The following is a 21,460-nucleotide window of genomic DNA, read 5'->3' as shown; positions in this document are numbered from 1 at the left end:
GACAGGTATGCCAGTCAATTTTTTCCCAAATAAAGATGTTTCCCGCTTGGACACTATTATTCTTAATCAGGATGGCAGACCGAATAGAGGCGAAATATCAGTATACAAGTTACTATTGCGGGACTTAGGGAAAAGTGAAGAAAAATATTTTGTATGGCATGATTTAAATCTTTCACATCACAATCTCGACTTTAATCCCTACAAAAAAATTAGCGCTCAAATAGACTTTCTGATTGTTTGTCAGCGCGGTATTTTAGTTCTTGAAGTTAAGGGTGGAGATATTTCCATTAGTGACGGTACTTTTTTCTATGGAAATAATTTTGATAAAAAAATGAACCAGGACCCGTTTCAGCAGGCTGAAGGATATAAATATACTTTGTTGAAAGGTGTTTTATCACCTTTTTCCCATTCTTTGTTTTGCCATGCCGTTGCTTTTCCAGATGTACAATTTCGGCTAAATTTAAAATTAATAAATGATGCCTACTTGTGGACTTTATTCAGAGGAGAATCGGAATACAATAATTCAATAGAAAGTTTCATAATCGGAGTTTTTAACGAAGTTCAGAGCAGGCATCAGACGCAGGGTAGGAAATATCGTAATCTGACTGACCATGAACTAAGTGTGATTAAAGATAACCTCTCCCCGACAATTTATGACCATAATACTCTTCCTAAATCCTCTACTCTAGAGTGGTTACAAATCGAGAACCTCGATATACTCGATGCACTTTACGAGAATAAAAGAATAATGATAGAGGGACCGCCGGGAAGTGGTAAGACAACTATTGCAAAGGGTTATCTGGATAGGAAGAAAGGTAAAAGAGGAATATACATATGTTGGAATAATCTTTTGATGGCTTATACTCAAAAAATGCTGGACAAGAGAGGGCTAAACAATTCAGTCGAGGTTACTACATTAACACGATTGCTAATAAAATTAAATAATAAAATTAACTATCGAACAGTCATTAAGTTTGACCCCGAAGAATTTTCAGAATTGGTTTATAAAACCATGCGGAACAACAATCTTCCGCAATACGATTATATGGTGATTGATGAGGGTCAAGACATATTTAATCGCGGGATTGAAGCGGTCATAAACAGACTTTGTGGATATAACAGCAAAGGTTTGACGGAAGGCGATTCGCTTATCCTTTATGATATTGAACAAGCTCACAGATCCGGTTATCAAGAAGCTTTTGAGGTGTCAAAGTTACTTAGTGAGCATTATGCACATTTCCGGCTGGTTTCAATTAAAAGGCAGTTGCAAGCACCCAGGATAATTGAATTGAGCAATAGATTGTGGGAAAGGGGGTTTTCCTTGCATGAGGGACTAAACGACAGTAGTCTACTGGTAACAATTCATAAGAACCTGAAGGAAATCAAAAGAAAATTAATGAGCGAGTATGTACTTAATTTTAAGGATTCCACCTCATCTTTAATTGCAGGAGACTGCGTTCTACTAATTGAATCTACTATTATTAATCATGTAACGCCAGACCAGTATGATTTGACTACTCTTATCACCGTACCTGGTTTTGAGGAAATGGATCCATCAAACATCGGAAAAGAAACCCACAATCTTCAATATACATCAATATTAAAATTTAAAGGACTTGAAAGACCGAATGTGATTTTAGTTGTGAACCAGTTATCTTTTTTTAATCAGTATGAAATTTTTATAGGTGTAACAAGAGCTATCAACCATTTAAGGATTTTCGTTTATGACAGGAATTGATCAAGAGAAGTTAAGGGAAAGATTAGATAGCATAGTATCAAAACCGGATGAAAATTTTGAGCAAATTTACTCGTATATTGTTTCAAAGGATAAAGATCAGATAAAAAATTTGTTAGTCTATATTAACAGAATAATAGACGAGAGCATATTGAAACAAGAGGAATCTGGTTTTGTGAGAGGACTCCATATTCACATCTGTGATTTAAAAAAAGAATATCGGAGTATTATTTTATCATTTCTTGTAATTAAATTTTTCATGTCGGAACTATCATCTGACAATAGAGGTAATTCTATTCTATCCGAAGTAATTTCTCGACTGGAATTTTTCAGGAATCAGGTTTGGGACCTTGACAGGAATCCCAAATCCATTGCTGAGATAAATGCAGAGCGTAACATATGTGATAAAAAATTGCGGTTTTATAGAGAATTTGCTGCACTCAATAATAATGCTTCATTTGTTCCATCAGTTATAGTCAACATAAAAATGAACGAAGATAGTATACACGAACTTCTTGATAATAAGCCCTTTATTTGTGAGATGAATGGTCAAGCTAATCCTGATTTCTCTTATGTACTGCTTAATCGAAATTTTTCTATGAATGATATTGCCAAAATAGAGAAGCAATATGGAATGGATGGTTTTATAATCGAAAATCTAAAATATGTTGTGAATTATGATACAATGAATATACCAAAAAATCTGCATAATCGTTGGAAATGTGGGTATCTTCAAGAAAGGAATAATAATATAAGAGTCTCAAATTCTTTCAAAGGATTAATGCTATTATCTTTTCATAATGAAATACTTAAATATGAGGCATTTCAACGCTCATACAAAAAGTCACTGGAATATTTAGGATCTATTGACAATCTGAAATTTGTGCGATACACGATTCTCCCTCAGGAGATTCAGTTGTTATTACCAGAAGAATCGAAAATAATGAACAAAAGAGTAAATGTGACATTTATAGGTAATGCTAACAATGATTCATGGGATGATTTCATGTATCTAGTAGAACTTATGCCCGGTCTTGAAAAACTGGTGGGTGTTAAAATGAGGAGACTTTACTCTCTCTGTATTTCAGAACAAATTAAACAGAAAATATTGAAAATTGTTTTCGATGAGTGCCATAACCAGATCTTGGATGGTTGTCTTAGGGATACAATCCATAATTTGGATGCTACCATGAAGAACGAAGTAAAAGAATCATTGGGGAGAGTATTAACTGAAATCTTAAAATTAAATTGGCTTTCAGAAATACGGAAAAAAATGAGGAACAACAATATCATAATCTTACCCCAGTTTGTTCTGAACGACCGGGATATTATGGATAATGTAAAAAAAGAATTTAACGGTCAAAACGAATTTAAAAGTATTCGCGAAATTGAAAAAATTGAAAGGACTGATACTGTAATTCTTGAATATCGTGATACGGGGCCCTACCCATTCACTTATACACATAATGTTGTTAATAGTAAATTACGACAGGGCAAAAAAGAGGCAATCTATTTATCGTTTTTGTTTAAATCTATATTCGAAAAGAATATTCATGATAATCTTATAGAAATTGCTAAAAAAGAGGACGGGCTTTTTCGTAAGGGTTTAGGGGTCAATTTCAAAGATATCGTTTACCAGAATCAAATTTACAATGATTTTGATTCAACCTATGATGATAGCACAGAGTACCAAAATGAGAGCCTCATATACCAGGTACAGTTCTCTGATAATAGTTCACAGAACTTTTATCCCTTCACTTACCATTTTTATAGTACAGAGTCCAAACCAGGTCTAAAGATTAATCGATTGAATGAAATCGAAAAAAAAAGGGGTGGAGAAGTTGTGAAACTTCAATCGGTGGAGGAAATATTGAAAGAATTCATCTCCGAAATGACATCGAAAAAAGAAGAAGACTATTATGATTTTTCACATCTGAAAGAAGTTCACCGACTCGAAAATGAAACAGATAATAAAAATATTTGGCGAAAAGTTCTTATCAAAAATAATGATGCTGATATTGATGTATATTATAATAAAATCTCTGAATTGTGTAACAAATTTGGATTTAGTCTTGTCAGTAAACACACTTTTATTTCTTATTGGATGTGCGATTCTGCAAAAGCATTTTTGCCTAGAGATAAAAGATTGTTCAAATTTTTATGCATAACAGTTTTAAACTTAGGTAAAGATTATTACCAAAAAATGAGAGAGCTTAAAAAAACAGAGACTCTTTTAGTAAAAGATTCTAACAGGCAACTTATTGATATTTTGAGGGATCTTGTTCAAGATCGGGTCATGGAAGATGAGACTGATTATGAATTCATTATAGGTAAAAACAAAGAAAAATATTTAGGTAAACACGATTTGGAATTAATCGGATGTTATGATGATGAAGCAGTTGAAGAATCCTTAATAAGTTTCGTAAACTGGATTAAACCAAGAATTAAACTAAAACCTGTTGATAATATAACCCCAAGGAATAAAAATGATTAGAGAAAAAAGAGATGAACTTTGTAAGTTTATCAGAGAACAAACTATGGGTCCAGGAGCCATGGGATACAGAATCATCAATAGATTGAAACACAACGAAAATAGCAGGATTATTGATGATAGCCCACTTAATAACTTTTATGAAATTCTTGATTTACCGCCAGCCAGTATTTACAGTACTGGAATATTGTTTCCTCCCGCTGCACCTCAAGAAATTTTTAACAGCCTTTCAGTACCGAAAACCACAGAACAAGATGAGGATACTGTTAACGGAGAATCTGTAGGCGAAGAACAAGAAGACAATCCCGGTAATGATGAACCGGTTGAAGAATTTTATGAGATAACTGAGGCATCGCAACTCTACCCCATTTCAATGGGATTGACATTCTCCGTTAAAAGCGATGTCAGTTGGAACGATGTCGAAATTAAAGTAGAAGCTCGCCGATACAGAAAAATAAGTTCTCTTTCGGTAAAGGATACAAATCCATTTTATTTATTGGTTGAATGTCCGATTGAATATATGAGTAAATTGGTCGGAGAGGTAAACGAAGGATATCAATCTGATAACCAAATTCTCTTAGTGGAATTCGGTAAAAATTATTTAATCCAAGTACCGAAAGACAAGGGTGAAACACACAAAAATATGTGGAAAAAGCTTGAAGAGTTGGAATCTCGGAGAGCCTCTCATTTAATCCCAGCTTTGAATAATCTTGGATTAGGGTTGCCAGAGAAAGCTCAACTTTCAACCATTTACAAAAAGTGTTTTTATTTGATAAGTTCCGAACATCAGAATTCTGCCGACTTCATCAAGATTGCACAAGAGATAGAACTTTTTGAAAACGCAAGCGCTCATATTAAGGACGCTCTAAAGTTAGCGAGTTTCTCTGGAGGAAAAGGAATCTGGGAGTGTGACAGAATTTTGGTCGAGCGGAAATTTAGTGACTTGGTGAATCCAAATGAAATTAAGTTTAGAGATGGGGAAAGATCAAAAAATTTTACTTTTGGAAAAAATGCAAAATTGAACTTATATTCAGAAGAGCTCCGAGATGGTGAAAAATCTTCTATCTCAATGAACATCAGAATTACTCGGTCTCATATTCATAATGAGCATAGTTATTATGTTAAGTTACAGTTAGTTAACAGCAGCACTCCTTTTCAGGGGGGACCAGAAAACGAAAGTTATTATTCAGTTGTACAGGATGATGTGAATTCTCGTAGTTTCTTTGGAACCATTTTATATGTCTCGAGTTCTTCAATTTTACCAGTAAACAACAATGGCTATGAAGAAATTGGAGATGATGCTGAAGAATTAAGAGAACAGATTCTCTATCGCGAGTTTAAAGAATATGGAACTGGTCATGGATGTTCAGTTGCGTGGTATAAAAGTCAGGAGGGGAAAATGACTGTTCATACAGAATATTTACCTTCTTATGATGTACCGGATGTAGATACAACCCCAAGAAACAAATTAGAAGTTACAATCGAAGGAGAGGCGAGAAAACCGAAAAAATTTGAATTCGACACAAATTCTCTAAGATTTAAATGGCTGTCAACTTTTTCTGAGACCACCAATCAGCAAATTCGAGAATCACTTAGAAGTTTTGTAGATGCTTACTTATCCTGGATTGATAAAACAAGAGGGCGAGCCAATGCTGAGGATTCCTTGTCACCTGTCTTATCAAATCTGGACTTATGCCGAGCTGATTATAACAGGATGTCAAGAAATCTTGATTATTTTCTTGGTGATGACAATCGGATGAACTCATTCAGGCTGATGAATTCAGCAATGTTTATGCAGCTTTGGCATTCAGCCAGTGTGAAGAATGATAAAGTTAAACCACTTCTGACAGAAGAGTTCGAAAATTTCGATTCGAATTTTTACTCAAATCAATCTGAGCTAATTTTCGGTAATTCGATGGTATCCTGGCGTCCGTTCCAGTTGGCTTTCATACTTTTAAATCTGGATGGCATATTTGAAACTGAAGAGTATTGTACAAGAAATGATTTCGTTGATCTCGTGTGGTTCCCGACAGGTGGTGGCAAAACAGAAGCCTATCTTGGTTTAATAGCTTTGTCAATCATAAACCGTCGAAAAACATTTGGAATACGCGGGGGTGGTACTGCAGTATTGATGAGATATACCCTCCGATTGCTCACATTACAACAATTTCAAAGAGCCACCACCTTGATAATGGCTTTAGAACTTCTTAGAAGATGGGAACCCGGTATTCTGGGTGTCGAACCTGTAACTATCGGGTTATGGCTGGGGAAAGAATCACTTCCGAATAAAAGGATCGGTGACAAATCACTCGCGGTTGAAATGCAAAAATTACGGGACAATAAACCATCAAAAATCCCTTTGGAACAATGTCTATGGTGTGGATCTGGATTAGCTGGTGAGACGCAACTACCTGGGGATGTTGGTAATAATTTCCTTGAGCATAAGCTATTATTAAAGTGTTCGAACTCTTTTTGCAGTTTTAATTTTGACATTCCTGATCACGCCGACCAATATTTTCAAGGCCCAATACCGGTGACTTTGTGCGATGAGGATATTTATGAAAATCCACCCACCCTTCTATTTGGAACGGTAGATAAATTTGCTCAATTGGCTCACAAAGCCTCATCCGAGAGGACAAGCAGAGGTGATGATTCCAGACGGCTTTTTGGACGAGGGAATTGGGAAAATTGGAGACCAATGGATGGGTATATACCACCAGAACTGATTATCCAAGACGAACTTCACTTGTTACTGGGTCCACTTGGAACCGCAGTAGCTTTGTTTGAAACAGTGATTGACAAACTCTGCGAAAGGGAGGATGGTAAACGACCGAAAATAATTTCGTCTACGGCAACAACAAGAAACACAGAACTACAAATTGTCGCATTGTATAACAGAAGGCTAAATATTTTCCCAAAACCAGGCATTGATATTGATGATTCTTTTTTTGCATTTTATAAGAGAAATTTTAACACTGCAGATTTAAGCACGCATGAATATGAATCCAAAAGAAGATATTTAGGTGTGCTACCAACCGGCAGGACTCAGATATGGTCGCAAATGAGAATTTTAGCCATTTTACTTACCCATCGTGCAGTTACTCTGATGAAACATTACCCGGTTTCCGGCGAAGAAACAAGTGCTGACTTCAATAAAGTAATGGATAACTTTCACACGGTCATCGCCTACTTCAACAGTCTTAAGGATTTAGGAAAAACTGATGCACAAACTTCCTCTTATTTGATCAAAGAAGTGAGAAAGGTTTTCCATAGAGTTGTGAGGCCTAATAAACTACTCCAAGGTCTTTATACTTTTGCCCTTGATCCTACTGAAATGACAGGGAGAATCGAAGGCTATAAGGTTAAAAATAATTTAGAAAAATTGAAAAAACCTTGGACGCAATTGACAGAAGCAGGTTATTCAAAAGTAACAGACATAGTCTTGGCAACGAACATGATTTCCGTGGGAATCGATGTACCACGATTAAACACTATGTTAGTCAATTCTATGCCGAGAAACTTATCAGAGTATATTCAGGCTTCAAGCAGGGTCGCCCGTGAGAATCCCGGATTGGTAGTGACTTTACACAATCCATTTAGGGCAAGAGATATTTCTCATTTCGAGCGCTTCTCAGGTTTTCACAGTAAAATATATAGCTTTGTAGAGCCGATTTCCATTACCCCTTTCACTCCCAAGGCTTTGGAAAAGTATTTTCCACTTTATTTTGCAACAATGTTGAGACATTTAGAGTCAAATTTTACAGACAGGAACAATGCCTCAAATATAAGCAGCCTTAATGATTTGCAAGAGAGGGTGGACTTTGTCTCAAGGTTTCTCGAGGAATTTAAAAGAAGATACCGTTTCGTTACAGATAATGCTAACGGTTTTCAGGATTCAATCAGGTCGCTTTTGAACGAAGGAGTTCTTGAACAAATTGAAAATCTGATAAATCAGATGTTGGACGACTGGGCAAATAAAGCGAATTCTGTTCAAGATAGTCAACGGTTTGTATTCAACTCCCCATCACGAAATCAGACGGCTCTTTATGTTGACATTGATGAATATGAAGATAATGTTCACAGTCAGATTTGGAAGGTTAACCAATCATTGAGGATAATAGAACAACAAGCAGCAATTAAAATTGAATTGAGGTAATCAAATGATAGTGAAATCTACCCAGTATAACGAACCGGTTGACAAGAGTAAAATTATTTCTTCGACTTCAGGTGTAGGATCGATTATTGTGTCCAAAATGGGTTATTATTTTCTTATAGATTCAATCGACCACTGGCCTTTCATTCGGAATGCAAAACCTTTAATAAGGACAGCGATAGAAGCTGCTCGTGGTTCTAATTTTCAAGCTTACAAAGCTGCCCGTTCATCTTTGATCGGACAAGGCATAACCATTATTGATGACTTCAGATTCATTGAATATCTTCGCACTTCTCTCGGTCTTAATAATCTGACATCTCTCATCGAGATACCATCAATGTCTCTTATTGACTATTCTAATGAACCAAATTGGGAAAATCATCCAATAAGACAAATATTGCCGGAAGAGGTAAAGGCAACTAGCTTTATGTTAACCGCGTCCCATTTCCCAAAATGGTTTAAGAATGGATTTGGTCGATTAATGAAATATGATAAGTGGAAAATAGAGTGGACAAGTAAACACGATACACTACTGAATCGATTGTTACCTGAAGCAGCCTTTGTTCCACCAAGGGATTCAAATGGTATTGTTAAAAAGGGCGGGAAGGATATATCTGTCAAATACTTTGACAAGCAAATAAAACTTTATCGACAACTGGAACAGTTAAATTTAATTCTGATTTGTCGAAATGGACATTTGTCCGATATCCCTTGGTCAAAATATTTGCGGTGGAAAACTCAATTGTTACTAAATAACCTTGAAAATGAGCAAAATGATAATGGTAGCTTTCTTTTTAGGATGAAGGACTGTTGTAGTAGACCTGAGTTAAAATGGAGTGAAAGCAAAACCAGAGGAGAAGGATTCGGGAGTGTTTTTTTAGAGTGTACCGCTTGTAAAATGGGCTCCGGTGAAGATAATTCTCCGAAAGTCTCGCTTGATGGAATTAACAATCTTAAACCTTTTTGCATAGGAGAGAAACCATGGGAATGGGGTATAAGCTGGAACAATGATAATTGTCATTGTGCAGGAAATCCTGGTCAATCTGAGCATATGCAGGTATCCTTAGTTACAGGTAACAGCGTATATTTCCCCCTTGGGAAATCGAGCCTTTTTATTCCCAGAACGGAGGAAATCAACCATTTTCTTCTCCGACCGATAGAAGTATTTTACAAGAGAAGAATCGAAAATGATCCCACACTCAGCCGAGTTCAAATCTGGAATAGCTATTATGATAAAATCTTCCTTGAGCCAGCGGATAGAATGGATTACGCATTGGACAATGGTTTGGAGATTGGGAGTCTTGATGCCATCATCGAAGAGTTAAGAATTTCATTTTTAAATGCAGAGGCGACTAACGCTCTCAACGATGAAGAATATCGTGCTCAGGAATATACATTTTTTTCAAATAAAGATTCTTATTCTGATGCTAAATTAACCTACGACAATGTCGATTTACCTGAAAGTCTTATGAGCTATTTTGCACAGATTAAAAGAATTGGTAAACTTTGTGTTACTAAAGTACAGGCTGGTTTTTCCAGAGTTACCCCGTATTATGAGATTGAGGTTAACGGTGCCACCCATAGGAATGGATCTCTTAGGCCAATTTACTCGGGTGTACCAGAAGAAGTTTACGCTATCCCCGGATGGGTAAGTTATGGCGAAGGCATTTTCGTTGTACTTGACCAGAATAAAATAAAGGAATGGGAGAGTAATCTGCCTCAGGATGTATATGAATATTTCTTCAATCGGCAACTTGATTCAAATGAGTCTGGTTATCACCTAAAACAAGATCTTCTAAATAAAGGTCCCAAAAAGTTATTGATTCACACCTTATCACATCTTTTGATGCGAGAGCTTGAATACTCATGCGGTTACCCGACCGCGAGCCTCGTAGAAAGATTGTACATCTCTGACACCATGAGTGGCTTCCTTATTTATACAGTAGATGGTTCGGAAGGGAGTATGGGTGGGTTGATACAGCAGGCAACACCTTCCCTTTTTTCCAACTTGTTTGGTAAAAGTCTCAGGAGAGCTATGTCATGTTCAGCAGACCCGCTTTGCTGGTTGAATGAGCCAAACGGATTGTATAATTTAAACTTAGCCTCTTGTTTTTCGTGTTCGATGGTTTCTGAAACTGCCTGTGAAGAAATGAATCTCTCTTTAGACCGGCGAGCACTCATTGATGAGAAATTCGGTTTTTTTAAGGATTTATTGTAATCCAGAATCTTTGGATTCAATATCAGGTCAACAAAATTTCATGTTAAGTTGAAAGATTTTGACTTTTTGCAGCATGTTCAATATATTGCACATAACATTTTTTTATAATCCAAGAGAATTTATATGAAGACTTTAAAAGCTGGTCAGATAGTTCGATTTCACACACCTCTTCCCGACGAAGACCCGACACAAATCTATGTCATCGTTGAAATTTCGGATGATGAAACCTCAAATCGTGCTGCAATCAAACCATTGAATTTTAATTTTCAATTTCCACCTGTCTTAACGGTCAAGAGTTCCCATTTGGAAGAAGTCAGAGTATCAGCCACCGAAATGATTGGTGAAACAGTCTCATTGATTAAAAGAGATGGTAGTGAGGTTAACGGAAGGGTAATATCAGCCAAGGACAAAGAAATATTTCTTGAAATGTCCAGAGATGAGCGGAAGGTAATTACAAATTGTCAACTTACAATAATAGATAAATCCGGCATACAGCACGATGGCTTTTATGTCTTCGGAACATGATGTTGTGGTTTTGTACCCTGATTCCAAGGGTTCCAAGATACTAAGAAAAGAAATTGGAACGGCAATCATGGAGATTCGAAGGTCAAAAGGATATAATCAGAAACAATTGGCTGAAGTTCTTGGTATTAGCAGATCGACACTTTCAAAAATCGAAAACGGAAATTTTGCAATCTCGGTTGACTATCTCGAAAGAATATCGCACGCATTGAATTTTCAAATAATCATTCGAAAATCTGGAACTGAATAAATTGGTTCGATAAAATATTAGTATTGATGACTTGTATTAATCCACAGCGCAAATTAAAATTTTGATTATAAATAAAACAATAGATGTATCCAAAATGTCACAAAAAGTAGTCGTCCCATGTCCGCACTGTGGAAGCACAGGGCAGTTCACAATTGGTATTTCGGAAGGCAGTAAAGGGTCGGGGTCATCCCCTGCTCAATGCCGGCAATGCCACAAAACATTCAGGATTGAGTTCCGTCAGGGACAGATTTATAGAGTAACTAAGTAGATTAAACAATTGTTTGAGGGGAGGGATTCCTCCCTCTCCCTCATAAACTTATTACGGATTTGAATCCCCCCGAATTCTCCGCTTCACCTCCTCCGGTATCTTCAGCTCGGGGGTTATTTTCAACAAACGGCGGGCGGTGCTTTTAGTTTTTGATTGCAGTTTGGAGTATTCCCTGGCGATCTCTTTGGATTTCTCTTTGGAGGCAGAGGCAGCTCCCTTATATGCTTCGATAAACTCGGGGTAGAAGTTTTTGAAATCGTTTGCCCGGTATATTGTTCTGATATCATCCTTGCTGAGGGCTTTGCCGAATCTGAGTTCAATAATCCTGTAGCACACATCCATTAAAAACCAGTCAATGACGAAGAATGTGTGATCTCTTTCACGCCGTATCTCATACTGCATCTTCAGGTAATCATAGGTTGCCATCCCTTCAGGTATCTTTGCATCGGGGAAGAATTTGAAGTAATTCCCCCAATATATGTCTTCATCATCATCGGGAAGTTCGGCGAAGTCGGCGTAAGTCTCAAGTGCAGAATCCTCAGCATAACCATGCCTTCTGTAGTAGGCTACACAATCCCTGACGATATTAGTGTTTCCGCCATACCTGCCGACTTTTTCGGTCAGTTCTTGAATGAGCATATCCTCAAGGGCATCTCGTTCAGCCTCTTCATAATCATAAAGAATATCTTTCATCTCCTTCCGCTCTTCCGGAGTTGGTTCGAGTTTTTCGATCAACTCCTTTGCCGGTTCGTCGAATTCGTGTGTAATAGTAACCTGCACATCCTCATTCCTGAAAAACTCCTCCAGCTTCTCTTCAAACTGCTCAACTTTTGATTTCTCTTCCATTTCCTTCTCCTTTAGTCTTTGTTGTTTTCGAGGTATGAGGATACAAAATTGCCGAGGCTGTCGTTTCTCTTTTTGAGTCGCGATTTCAGACCGGTCACAGTGGCAGGGTCTGCCGGAATAAAACGGTTGACGGTATTGGTGAGGAGCCTTTTTTGATCCCTCAGCTCGATCGAGTATCTGATTTGCGAAACGAGCGAATCGGGCGCAACAATTCCGTAATCGGCAGGGAATTCCCCTTTACGGATCTTTTTCGAGAGGGTTTTTAAGAATTTCTCTCCTTCGGATGAAGTGGTGAGAAAGTCGAAAAAGTATTGTGCCGAGAATGTTTGCTTCAGTCTGAAACCGGCATAGGGCATGGCGGCGAACAGTCTGTTATCACAGTTGGAAATGACTTCGTTGTGATAGAATACCGGGATTTCGGAAAAGGATACTGTTTCGAGCTTTTCAAGCAGTTTGTGCTCTTCGCAAAACTGTGACCAACTGCCGATGTCAGTGAGGAAACTGAATTTGTCGTTGAAAATGCAGGCAAGAAGTGATGCCATTGTTTTCTTTCCGATTACCGGTTCGAGGTCGCTTCTCTTCGCAAATCTGAATGTTTCCTTCGGGATCGATTCATCCTCGGGGTAGTTTACGGAGATGTACACATCCTCCACCACTTCGCTCAAAGGGAACTCCCTGAACTTAACAGGTGCATTGAGGACCTCGTTTGTAAAGCCATCCAGGTTGTTAAAGTATTGCAGGAACTCGTAAAGGTTCCTGATTTTTAGAGTGTCGATTGGGTCACCGTAGTCTTCTAACAGCACCACTTCACCCGTGCTATCAAACTGGACTTCGATATCCCTGGTTTCCTCTGAATCGGTATCATCGCTGCCATACCATTTATCTTCTTTGGCGTTGTAAATTGGAAGACACTTCCCCGGAGTGCCCTCAAAATGACCGATAATCAACTCATAATCGTTGAATCCGGTTTCATGGAAGCCACCGTTGATCTTTTCGGCATCTGTGGCGTTTATTTCCTGTTTTAATCTTGTCAGTGAGATTCCCATTTTGTATCCTTTTATTTGGTTAATATTTAGTTGTTTTCCCGGAGGAGCATTCTGCTGTTTGCATAGTCGATGACGACTTCGAAGTTTTTGAAGAGATCGCTGCCGACAATATTGGGCACACCGATCAATCCAAGGAGCATCTCAAGCATATCGGGAAGTGTACCGAATGTGAAGGTCAGTTCCTTTCCTGCAATTCTTACGGGAACTTCGCCAACAATGGTTTCAAAGTTGCCAGTCATCGGGTGAAAGTCGGTTTTTTGTTCCGTAAAGCTCTTTGCAACCGGGTTATCCACAGAAATGTAGGATATCTTGGCTCCGCTGTCGAGAATGACGGGATGCAGCTCACCGTTCAACTCCATGTCGAAAATGACTCCTCCCATGGTTTGGCGAAACGGTACAACTGCCGCCCCTTCCCCGGAAATGTCTTCAAGGATGGTGAACGAATTCTTTTTCAGATCGATTCGTACGGGATGACGGGAGAGAAGATCGGCGCCAAGCAGCACATCCACCGGGTGACCAAGAAGTTCACCCACCTGATGGATGTCTGTCATTCCCAGGAGGGATGAAGGCAAAGTTTCGGTCACGCCGTTGTAGGTAAAGGAGGGATTTTTCGCAAATGATCCGGGAGAACCGGTATCAACAAGGACATTAAGTCCGTCCATCTTTACAATTATATGATCATCAACCGGTTCGATTGCGTATGTTCTTCCGTACACGGCTAACCTCTTTTTTTGTTTGAAATGCTTATGTTATAATAGAGTAAAAAAATTCTCGTTTTTCCGAATTCCCGAAAATATTTTTTCAAGCCATAGAGACAAAGACATACATCACGAACTTGAGGAATCCCAGGATAACCAGATCGGTCATAAAATCCTCGAAATCGTAGAAGAAGGTCGGAATGTCGGACAGCAGATGCTCAATGATTTTTAATATAAGTATCATATGCGGACCCCGTTATGGTTAAGATTTTTTTAATCAGTTAATGTCATCGTAACAAACGATTCCGGTTACGGAATCAGATCAGTTGCTGCAGCCCCTCTGAATCGAGAGCTTTAAGAAGGTTGTTCATTTTATTAATGAAAATATCCCTCTCCAGTTTTTCTTGCTTCTTAAGCCGGTCACTCGTTTTTTCATATCGAAATATCAGCATCGCAAGGAAGTAGTCTTCAGGTGAGACAAGCTTTGCGATAAGAAGTGTAGTAAGGGAGACCGAGAAGTCACCAAACATGTCTCCGACCAGCGTGACGGAAAATCTTTGGGCACGGGTGAAAGCATTCAACACTTCCTCAAATTTTTTGATCGTTTTCCTCGGTACAAAACCGGGGTTGGAGGGATTATCCATCATCTGCTCTGTAGTGGAACAAAAGTTCACGGGAAGGTCAACCCAGTCTTCACCAAGGAAGGTGACAACAGGGTCATTCGCCCATCGCTGCGGAATGGCGAACTCGGGGTTCGGGCTGATCCTGAAGCAACGGTCCCATTGAATGAGGTGAACAATTTCCACAGAGAGATCATAAGGATCGGGTTTGCCACTACATCCATTGCAACCCCTGCTCTTATTAGTGTGGTACAGGGTTGAAAGAACACAGTAAACCATGCTCATTCTTACATCGGGACCTTTAACATTGTCATAAATATAGTTCAGATCATCGGCGAGTATGGTTGCAATATCCTCCTGAAGCGGAGGGAAAGAGTCGTCCCGGTGGGTTTTAAGTTCAAGACCATTCCTTAATACCTTAAAACCATCTTCTCCCTGTTTTTGAATTGTTATCTGTTTCATATCCATTTTTTCTCTCCTTTTGAAAATCTGTAAATTCACCCTCTACATAGAGAGAGTAATTAAACCAGAGTTTTTCCGGAAATGTAAAAAAATATTTTTTAATTTTTTTTCAAACATGTAAACCGCTTCGAGGATTTATTAATTATGAGTTATTATTTATTATTTTTTGTCGGTGGGACAATCGAGACGATTGTCGCTCCTTTTCCGAAATTCAATCTTCAGGTCAGCTAATAGTTCATAGATCATAGTTCATACCTCAAACTTCTGACCTCTTTATTCAGCCTTCAAACTATTTCTTCTCTCATTTTGTTGGCATTTATAAGTAAATTTAAAGTCACATTTTTACAGATTTAGCATATACTTGAATGAAGAAGCACGAAGCCAAAGACCGGAACATTGTTGTAAAAGGCGCAAGAGAACATAATTTAAAGAATATCGATCTTGAGATTCCTTCGGGGAAACTTATTGTTTTTACGGGAGTTAGCGGATCGGGTAAGTCATCCCTGGTGTTCGATACGATTTACGCCGAGGGACAGAGACGCTATGTGGAATCCCTCTCATCCTATGCACGCCAGTTCCTCGAACGGATCAATAAACCTGATGTGGACCTGATAACGGGCATCTCACCCGCCGTATCGATTGAACAAAAGACCATTTCGAAAAATACCCGCTCGACCGTCGGCACAACAACAGAGGTTTACGATTATCTCCGTCTCCTTTTTGCGAGAATCGGCAGGACGGAATGTTTCGTCTGCGGGAAGGAAGTGAAGCGGGCATCAACCACAACGGTTTGCGATTTCCTCGAAACTCAGGAGGAGGGGGGGAAGTGGTTCCTGGGATTTCCTCTTCACAAACACGAGGGAAGAAGTGTAGCTGAAGAGATTGACCTTATAAGAAAAAGAGGCTTTTTCAGGGTTTTCTTCGATGGCAAAATGTACGAACTTGCCGACGAAACCCCGCTTCCCGATGAGAAGGACAAAATTACAGTCATCGCAGAACGCTTCAAAATAAAAAAAGGGGAGATGCGCGACCGCCTTGCCGATTCAATAGAAATGTGTTTCAAGGAGGGTGAGCAAAGGTTAAGGGTGATCCTTTCAGGGGATGACACAGCCTCCGAAGATTCCGGCAATCCGGCATCAAAGCAATACGATTTTAATACATTCTACGAGTGCTGTGGAATCAGATACGAGGAACCCGAACCGCGGTTTTTCTCTTTTAACAACCCGTTCGGTGCATGTCCCGTTTGTCAGGGATTTTCAAAAATGTACGGAATCGACATGAATCTTGTGGTTCCGAACGACAACCTTTCGATAGTAAACAGCGCAATTGCCCCGTGGAAAAGTCCCAAATTCAGTCATTACAACAGGGCACTTATCGGTGCAGCAAAGAAATACAACATCCCGATCAATGAACCGTTCAGATATCTGAGTGAGGAACATGTAAACCTGATAGTAAGCGGTGCACCTGAATTTACGGGGCTGCAGGCTTTCTTCGACGAGCTCGAAAAAGACAACTACAAGATGCAAATCAGGATTTTCCTCGCCCGGTACAGGGGTTACACCAACTGCACAGCATGCAAAGGAACCCGGCTAAGGAGGGAAGCTCTTCAGGTAAAAATCGACAAAAAATCGATTCACGAAGTGGTGATAATGCCGATAGAGCAGAGCCTGAAATTCTTCTCGGGGCTTCAGCTTACGGATTATGAAAATCAGATAGCCGACAGGATATTAAAAGAACTGATCAAAAGGCTCACATTTTTGAACGATGTGGGGCTCGGCTACCTCACGATGGACAGGGTGAGTTCAACCCTCTCCGGGGGAGAATCGCAGAGGATCAACCTTGCGACAGCTCTGGGGTCGGCACTCGTCGGCACTCTCTATGTACTTGACGAACCGTCGATCGGGCTTCATCCCCGCGACAATTCACGACTGATAAAAATATTGAAAAATCTGAGGGATATCGGCAACTCCGTTCTTGTGGTTGAACACGATTCAGAAATGATGGAGAGTGCCGACCTTATCGTGGACATGGGTCCGAAAGCGGGCTTGAACGGCGGTGAGATCGTCGCACAGGGGACATACAGCGAGATACTGGCGAATCCAAAATCACTCACAGGAGCCTATCTCTCGGGTGCAAGAAGCATCCCGATTCCCGCCAAACGAAACACAGAAAAGGGTTTTTCCATTGTCGTGAAGGGAGCGAGAGAGAACAACCTGAAAGATGTTGATGTCGAGATACCGTTGAATAAATTTGTTGTGATAACAGGTGTAAGCGGTTCGGGGAAAAGCACTCTTGTACACGATGTAATCTACGGGAACATAGCCAAAAATCTCGGTGGCGCTGTTTCGAATCCGGGGAAATGCGATTCAATAACAGGCGAAGTGTATCTCGATTCGATCGAAATTGTTGATCAGTCGCCGATTGGGAAATCACCCCGCTCAAACCCTGCAAGCTATGTGAAGGCGTTTGAACACATACGGGAGGCTTTTTCGGCTACACATCAGGCAAAGCAAAAAGGATTTTCGCCCGGCTTTTTCTCCTTCAACATCCCCGGTGGCAGATGCGAAACCTGTCAGGGAGAGGGGTTCATTAAAGTTGAGATGCAGTTTCTCGCCGATATTTACCTCGAATGTGAGGACTGCAAGGGCACCCGGTACAAAAAGGAAGTAAGAGACATCACTCTTCGGGGCAAAAACCTCGTGGAAGTGCTGGAAATGACTGTTGATGAGGCGCTGCACCACTTTGAGGGTTACAACAAAATCACAAAACCGCTTCAGGTGCTCTCGGATGTTGGGCTGGATTATATGAAACTTGGTCAGCCCGCCAACACTTTATCGGGGGGTGAAGCTCAAAGAATAAAGCTTGCTCTACACCTCAGCCAAAGGAAAGACAACCGGCATACCCTCTTTATATTTGACGAGCCGACAACGGGATTGCACTTTGACGACATTTCTAAACTGCTGAAATCGTTCCATCTGCTGATCGAAAACAACAATTCAGTTCTGCTGATCGAGCATAATCTCGATGTAATCAAGTGTGCCGATCATGTTATAGACCTTGGACCCGAAGCGGGTGACAAGGGAGGCTACATCGTGGCTACGGGAACCCCCGAAGAGATTGCTGCATGTCCTGAATCGTGGACGGGAAAATATCTGAAGCCGTTCATTCAGGATTCGGGCTGGGAACAGGTGAATTGAACGAAATGCAGTTACAAATTTTATCAAACCATTATTTACAGTCAGAAAAGGTTGATTTATGAGAAGAAACATCCCATCCGGGAGTGAATATGAGGATAAAGTCGGCTACTCCCGCGCCGTACGGGTTGGCAATATCGTGGAAGTGGCGGGAACGACATCGATGAAGGATGGCAAAGTCAGAGGTCTCGGAGAACCATATTACCAGACGAAAATTATTCTGAAGAAGATAGAACAGGCTCTTATTGATGCAGGTGCCGCAATGACCGATATCGTCAGAACTAGAATATATGTGGTGGATATCGCAATGTGGGAAGATGTCGGGAGAGCCCACGGTGAGGTGTTTGGAACGATCAAACCTGCCTCAACCCTGGTGGCTGTAAGTTCCCTCGTCGACCCCGACATGCTTGTGGAAATAGAAGCCACTGCAATTATCGGGGGCTGATTACTCCTCTTTTCTCATCATGATTGAGATAAAACCGTTGTTGTGTTTTTCCGGATTCCACAAACGGTTGTAAAGATATATGAACTGTCGGGATTTTTTTGTAATTTTCTGCAATAATTTTTCCCCGGAGCGAAAAAATGTTACAAAGATTATTTGCCTTTTCTCTTTTACTGACAATCTCATTGATTTCTCAGGACTTAAAAAAGATTACCGACATCAGTCCTGACGGTAAATCGACCCACATATATATAAAGAGTGATATGAAAGAGATGGTTTACCGGACTCCACAGGCTCCTTTTGGAACAACACCTGCCTGGACAGCCGGTCTCGAAAGGCAAATCGGAGGGCTCGCTTTCGGCGATTTTGACATGGATGGCGACCTCGACCTCGCTGCGGGATGCTACTTCAGCAACTCATTTCCCCCTATCCCTGACTATAACAATCTGATTTTCAGAAACGACAATGGTGTCCTCACGGTGAATCCCGTCTGGTATTCGGCTGACTCGAGATCAACCACCGACATCAAGTGGGCGGATATCAACAACGACGGAAAGCCCGACCTCTTCTCGGGAAACGGCGACGGCGGCTATGCACCTTCCACTATCTATCTGAACACCGGAACCGGAGTGCCAACCACACCTTCCTTCACCTTTGCCGGTCTGGCATGGACTGTTGGAACAGCCTTCGGCGACATTAACGGAGACGGGCTTCCTGATCTGGCAGTCGGAAATCAGGGCAACACTTCCGATCCGTATAAGCCAATTTTCTACTACATCAACCAGGGAACGGGCTTCACAACATCCCCGACCTACACTTCGAACGACGGAATGATCACCAACTCTGTTGCGTTCACAGATCTCGACAAAAGCGACCTTACAAGAGTGCAGGAGTCTTTCATAATCTCCGAAACGGGAAAAGGGGCGGTTCATCTCTCAAAAACACCCGTGGTGAAAGTACATTCGGTTAAAGTGAATGGAGTGGAAGTCTTCAACTACTGTTACGACCCGGTTGGTGCGTTTGTCTCTGCCGGTGGCATCCTTCCGCAGGGTGGAACCATTTCCGTTGATTATACTCATGTGAAAAAAGGGGATTTGGGTGTTTCAAAATGGGTAAATTTCGCATCAGGTGTTTACCTCAACTACATGGGAGGAATGTCGGGTACTCCCGCGTGGACAGTCGGGAACACCATTTCGCAAAAAGGTTGTGGCTGGGGTGATTTTGACCTCGACGGATACGCTGATTTTGTGATAGGAGGCAACACGAATCAAAATGTAATGTACAAAAACACCTCGGGAACCCTGGGTTCCTCCCCCTTTTGGACATCTCAGACCAGTCCAACCCCCGGAGTACAGGAACTGATAGTAAATGATGTGAATAACGACGGATATCCCGATGTATCAACAGTGAGTTTCTCACCACCGAGGGTTGAAATCTACCTGAACGACAATGGTACACTTCCGGTCACTCCTTCGTGGACATACATCGGTGCGTCTTCACTTAATTCGATTGCCTACGGTGATGTGAACGGTGACGGCATGCTCGATCTTGCAGTCGGCACGGCACGCACTCCGATAGTCCTCTTTCTGAATCAGTTGACTCCTGTTCCAGTTGAACTGGTTTCTTTCTCCGCCTCTGCAACGAATGAGGGTGTCTCCCTGACTTGGACAACAGCATCCGAAACCAACAACAAGGAATTCAGAATAGAAAGAAAAACCGGGTCAGACAAATCTTGGACTGAAATCGGGTCGGTTACCGGCTCCGGAACCACAACTCAACTAAAAGAATATTCATTTACCGACATTTCCGCAAAAAATCTCTCAGGGAAAGTTTTATACAGACTGAATCAAACCGATTTCGACGGAACACACCACTACTCCAAATCTGTGGAGGCGGAACCTGCCGGCATTTCATCATTTGAGCTTGTGGGCAACTTCCCGAATCCGTTTAATCCCTCTACTGTAATCAGGTACACCCTCCCTGAAACGGCATTTGTTACTCTGAATATCTGGTCTGCCACCGGAGAAATCGTAAAATCACTTAAAGCGGGATTGACACAAAAAGGAATGCATGATATCAGTCTGGACATGTCACAATCCCCGTCGGGAGTATACTTCTATACGGTCGAAGCCGCAGGATTGGAAGGCAGCATCAAAAGACTGACCGGGAAGTTTGTTTTAGGGAAATAAAATTTCAGTATAAGTTTAATTGAAAACTTTGATTGAATAAAAGCTTCAGGCCGACTCTTTTCCTCCGACTTCAAAAATTGCGGATTTGTTGTTAAGAAACAGAATGAGGAAGGCTTTCAGGTTTTCATATTTGTCAAGGTTCCTGAAGGTCAGATATTTACCGAGTTATTTTTTCATCATCTTTCAGGAAATCTATTAAGTTCAGTTAAATATTGGAAAAATGAATGAAAATAGAACAACAGGTGTTTTTAAGTTACCATAACCCGTATAGCTCCCTTTTTCACCACTAAACTTCTCCCGTAAATCAGGGTATTTTTTGTTCACTT

14 protein-coding genes are annotated in these 21,460 nt (G+C 40.5%); 9 read left to right on the top strand and 5 right to left on the bottom strand.

The window, feature by feature from the left end; all coding sequences use genetic code 11:
• Positions 1 to 7: 7 nt before the first annotated feature.
• The 6 genes from LCH52_02380 (at position 8) to LCH52_02355 (ending at position 11,369) form a co-directional block, all read left to right on the top strand.
• Positions 8 to 1,738 carry an NERD domain-containing protein gene (locus tag LCH52_02380; protein ID MCA0387323.1) on the top strand — a complete coding sequence of 577 codons (1,731 nt, stop codon included), beginning with the start codon at positions 8 to 10 and terminating at the stop codon, positions 1,736 to 1,738.
• A complete protein-coding gene (locus tag LCH52_02375) occupies positions 1,725 to 4,229 on the top strand; it encodes a hypothetical protein (GenBank protein MCA0387322.1) in 2,505 nt (834 codons plus the stop codon). Before LCH52_02380 ends, LCH52_02375 begins: the two co-directional genes overlap by 14 nt.
• The gene (locus tag LCH52_02370) at positions 4,222 to 8,382 is read left to right on the top strand and encodes a hypothetical protein (GenBank protein MCA0387321.1); all 4,161 of its coding nucleotides are present in this window, start codon (positions 4,222 to 4,224) and stop codon (positions 8,380 to 8,382) included. The genes LCH52_02375 and LCH52_02370 overlap by 8 nt, the downstream gene beginning before the upstream one ends.
• 4 nt (positions 8,383 to 8,386) lie before the next feature.
• The gene (locus LCH52_02365; protein MCA0387320.1) at positions 8,387 to 10,597 is read left to right on the top strand and encodes a DUF1998 domain-containing protein; all 2,211 of its coding nucleotides are present in this window, start codon (positions 8,387 to 8,389) and stop codon (positions 10,595 to 10,597) included.
• Positions 10,598 to 10,720: 123 nt separating this feature from the next.
• Positions 10,721 to 11,122, top strand: coding sequence for a hypothetical protein (locus LCH52_02360; GenBank protein MCA0387319.1), 402 nt, complete (start codon positions 10,721 to 10,723; stop codon positions 11,120 to 11,122).
• Positions 11,106 to 11,369: a helix-turn-helix domain-containing protein gene (locus tag LCH52_02355; GenBank protein ID MCA0387318.1), complete on the top strand. Its 264-nt coding sequence runs from the start codon at positions 11,106 to 11,108 to the stop codon at positions 11,367 to 11,369. Before LCH52_02360 ends, LCH52_02355 begins: the two co-directional genes overlap by 17 nt.
• Before the next feature lie 319 nt (positions 11,370 to 11,688).
• Here the strand turns inward: LCH52_02355 and LCH52_02350 are convergent, their stop codons facing one another.
• From LCH52_02350 to LCH52_02330, 5 genes are all read right to left on the bottom strand, one after another.
• On the bottom strand, positions 11,689 to 12,483 hold the full coding sequence (locus LCH52_02350; GenBank protein MCA0387317.1) for a hypothetical protein: 795 nt from the start codon (positions 12,481 to 12,483) through the stop codon (positions 11,689 to 11,691).
• Between the two features lie 11 nt (positions 12,484 to 12,494).
• Positions 12,495 to 13,529, bottom strand: a complete 1,035-nt coding sequence (locus LCH52_02345; GenBank protein ID MCA0387316.1) for a hypothetical protein — start codon at positions 13,527 to 13,529, stop codon at positions 12,495 to 12,497.
• Between the two features lie 26 nt (positions 13,530 to 13,555).
• Complete coding sequence (locus LCH52_02340) at positions 13,556 to 14,245, bottom strand: hypothetical protein (protein ID MCA0387315.1); 690 nt, start codon at positions 14,243 to 14,245, stop codon at positions 13,556 to 13,558.
• 85 nt (positions 14,246 to 14,330) lie between these two features.
• Positions 14,331 to 14,471, bottom strand: coding sequence for a hypothetical protein (locus LCH52_02335; GenBank protein ID MCA0387314.1), 141 nt, complete (start codon positions 14,469 to 14,471; stop codon positions 14,331 to 14,333).
• 73 nt (positions 14,472 to 14,544) lie between these two features.
• Complete coding sequence (locus LCH52_02330) at positions 14,545 to 15,309, bottom strand: hypothetical protein (protein MCA0387313.1); 765 nt, start codon at positions 15,307 to 15,309, stop codon at positions 14,545 to 14,547.
• 365 nt (positions 15,310 to 15,674) lie between these two features.
• Here LCH52_02330 and uvrA point away from each other — a divergent pair, with 365 nt between their 5' ends.
• The 3 genes from uvrA to LCH52_02315 all read left to right on the top strand — a co-directional run bounded on the left by uvrA (position 15,675) and on the right by LCH52_02315 (position 21,134).
• Positions 15,675 to 18,506, top strand: a complete 2,832-nt coding sequence (gene uvrA / locus LCH52_02325) for an excinuclease ABC subunit UvrA (protein MCA0387312.1) — start codon at positions 15,675 to 15,677, stop codon at positions 18,504 to 18,506.
• Between the two features lie 58 nt (positions 18,507 to 18,564).
• Positions 18,565 to 18,948 carry a RidA family protein gene (locus LCH52_02320; GenBank protein MCA0387311.1) on the top strand — a complete coding sequence of 128 codons (384 nt, stop codon included), beginning with the start codon at positions 18,565 to 18,567 and terminating at the stop codon, positions 18,946 to 18,948.
• Positions 18,949 to 19,085: 137 nt separating this feature from the next.
• Entirely contained in the window at positions 19,086 to 21,134 is a 2,049-nt protein-coding gene (locus tag LCH52_02315; GenBank protein MCA0387310.1) for a T9SS type A sorting domain-containing protein, read from the top strand.
• The last annotated feature ends 326 nt before the right edge of the window (positions 21,135 to 21,460 follow it).

It is taken from the genome of Bacteroidota bacterium (assembly GCA_020161395.1).
Taxonomy (GTDB): domain Bacteria; phylum Bacteroidota; class Ignavibacteria; order Ignavibacteriales; family Ignavibacteriaceae; genus UTCHB3.
This window is presented reverse-complemented; position numbering and strand designations above follow the sequence as displayed.

Coding starts and splice junctions, on each gene's coding strand:
- LCH52_02320 (MCA0387311.1), top strand. CDS start 18,565: ATGAGAAGAAACATCCCATCCGGGAGTGAATATGAGGATAAAGTCGGC.
- LCH52_02315 (MCA0387310.1), top strand. CDS start 19,086: ATGTTACAAAGATTATTTGCCTTTTCTCTTTTACTGACAATCTCATTG.
- LCH52_02345 (MCA0387316.1), bottom strand. CDS start 13,529: ATGGGAATCTCACTGACAAGATTAAAACAGGAAATAAACGCCACAGAT.
- LCH52_02370 (MCA0387321.1), top strand. CDS start 4,222: ATGATTAGAGAAAAAAGAGATGAACTTTGTAAGTTTATCAGAGAACAA.
- LCH52_02375 (MCA0387322.1), top strand. CDS start 1,725: ATGACAGGAATTGATCAAGAGAAGTTAAGGGAAAGATTAGATAGCATA.
- LCH52_02335 (MCA0387314.1), bottom strand. CDS start 14,471: ATGATACTTATATTAAAAATCATTGAGCATCTGCTGTCCGACATTCCG.
- LCH52_02380 (MCA0387323.1), top strand. CDS start 8: ATGCCAGTCAATTTTTTCCCAAATAAAGATGTTTCCCGCTTGGACACT.
- LCH52_02355 (MCA0387318.1), top strand. CDS start 11,106: ATGTCTTCGGAACATGATGTTGTGGTTTTGTACCCTGATTCCAAGGGT.
- LCH52_02350 (MCA0387317.1), bottom strand. CDS start 12,483: ATGGAAGAGAAATCAAAAGTTGAGCAGTTTGAAGAGAAGCTGGAGGAG.
- LCH52_02360 (MCA0387319.1), top strand. CDS start 10,721: ATGAAGACTTTAAAAGCTGGTCAGATAGTTCGATTTCACACACCTCTT.
- LCH52_02330 (MCA0387313.1), bottom strand. CDS start 15,309: ATGAAACAGATAACAATTCAAAAACAGGGAGAAGATGGTTTTAAGGTA.
- LCH52_02365 (MCA0387320.1), top strand. CDS start 8,387: ATGATAGTGAAATCTACCCAGTATAACGAACCGGTTGACAAGAGTAAA.
- uvrA (MCA0387312.1), top strand. CDS start 15,675: ATGAAGAAGCACGAAGCCAAAGACCGGAACATTGTTGTAAAAGGCGCA.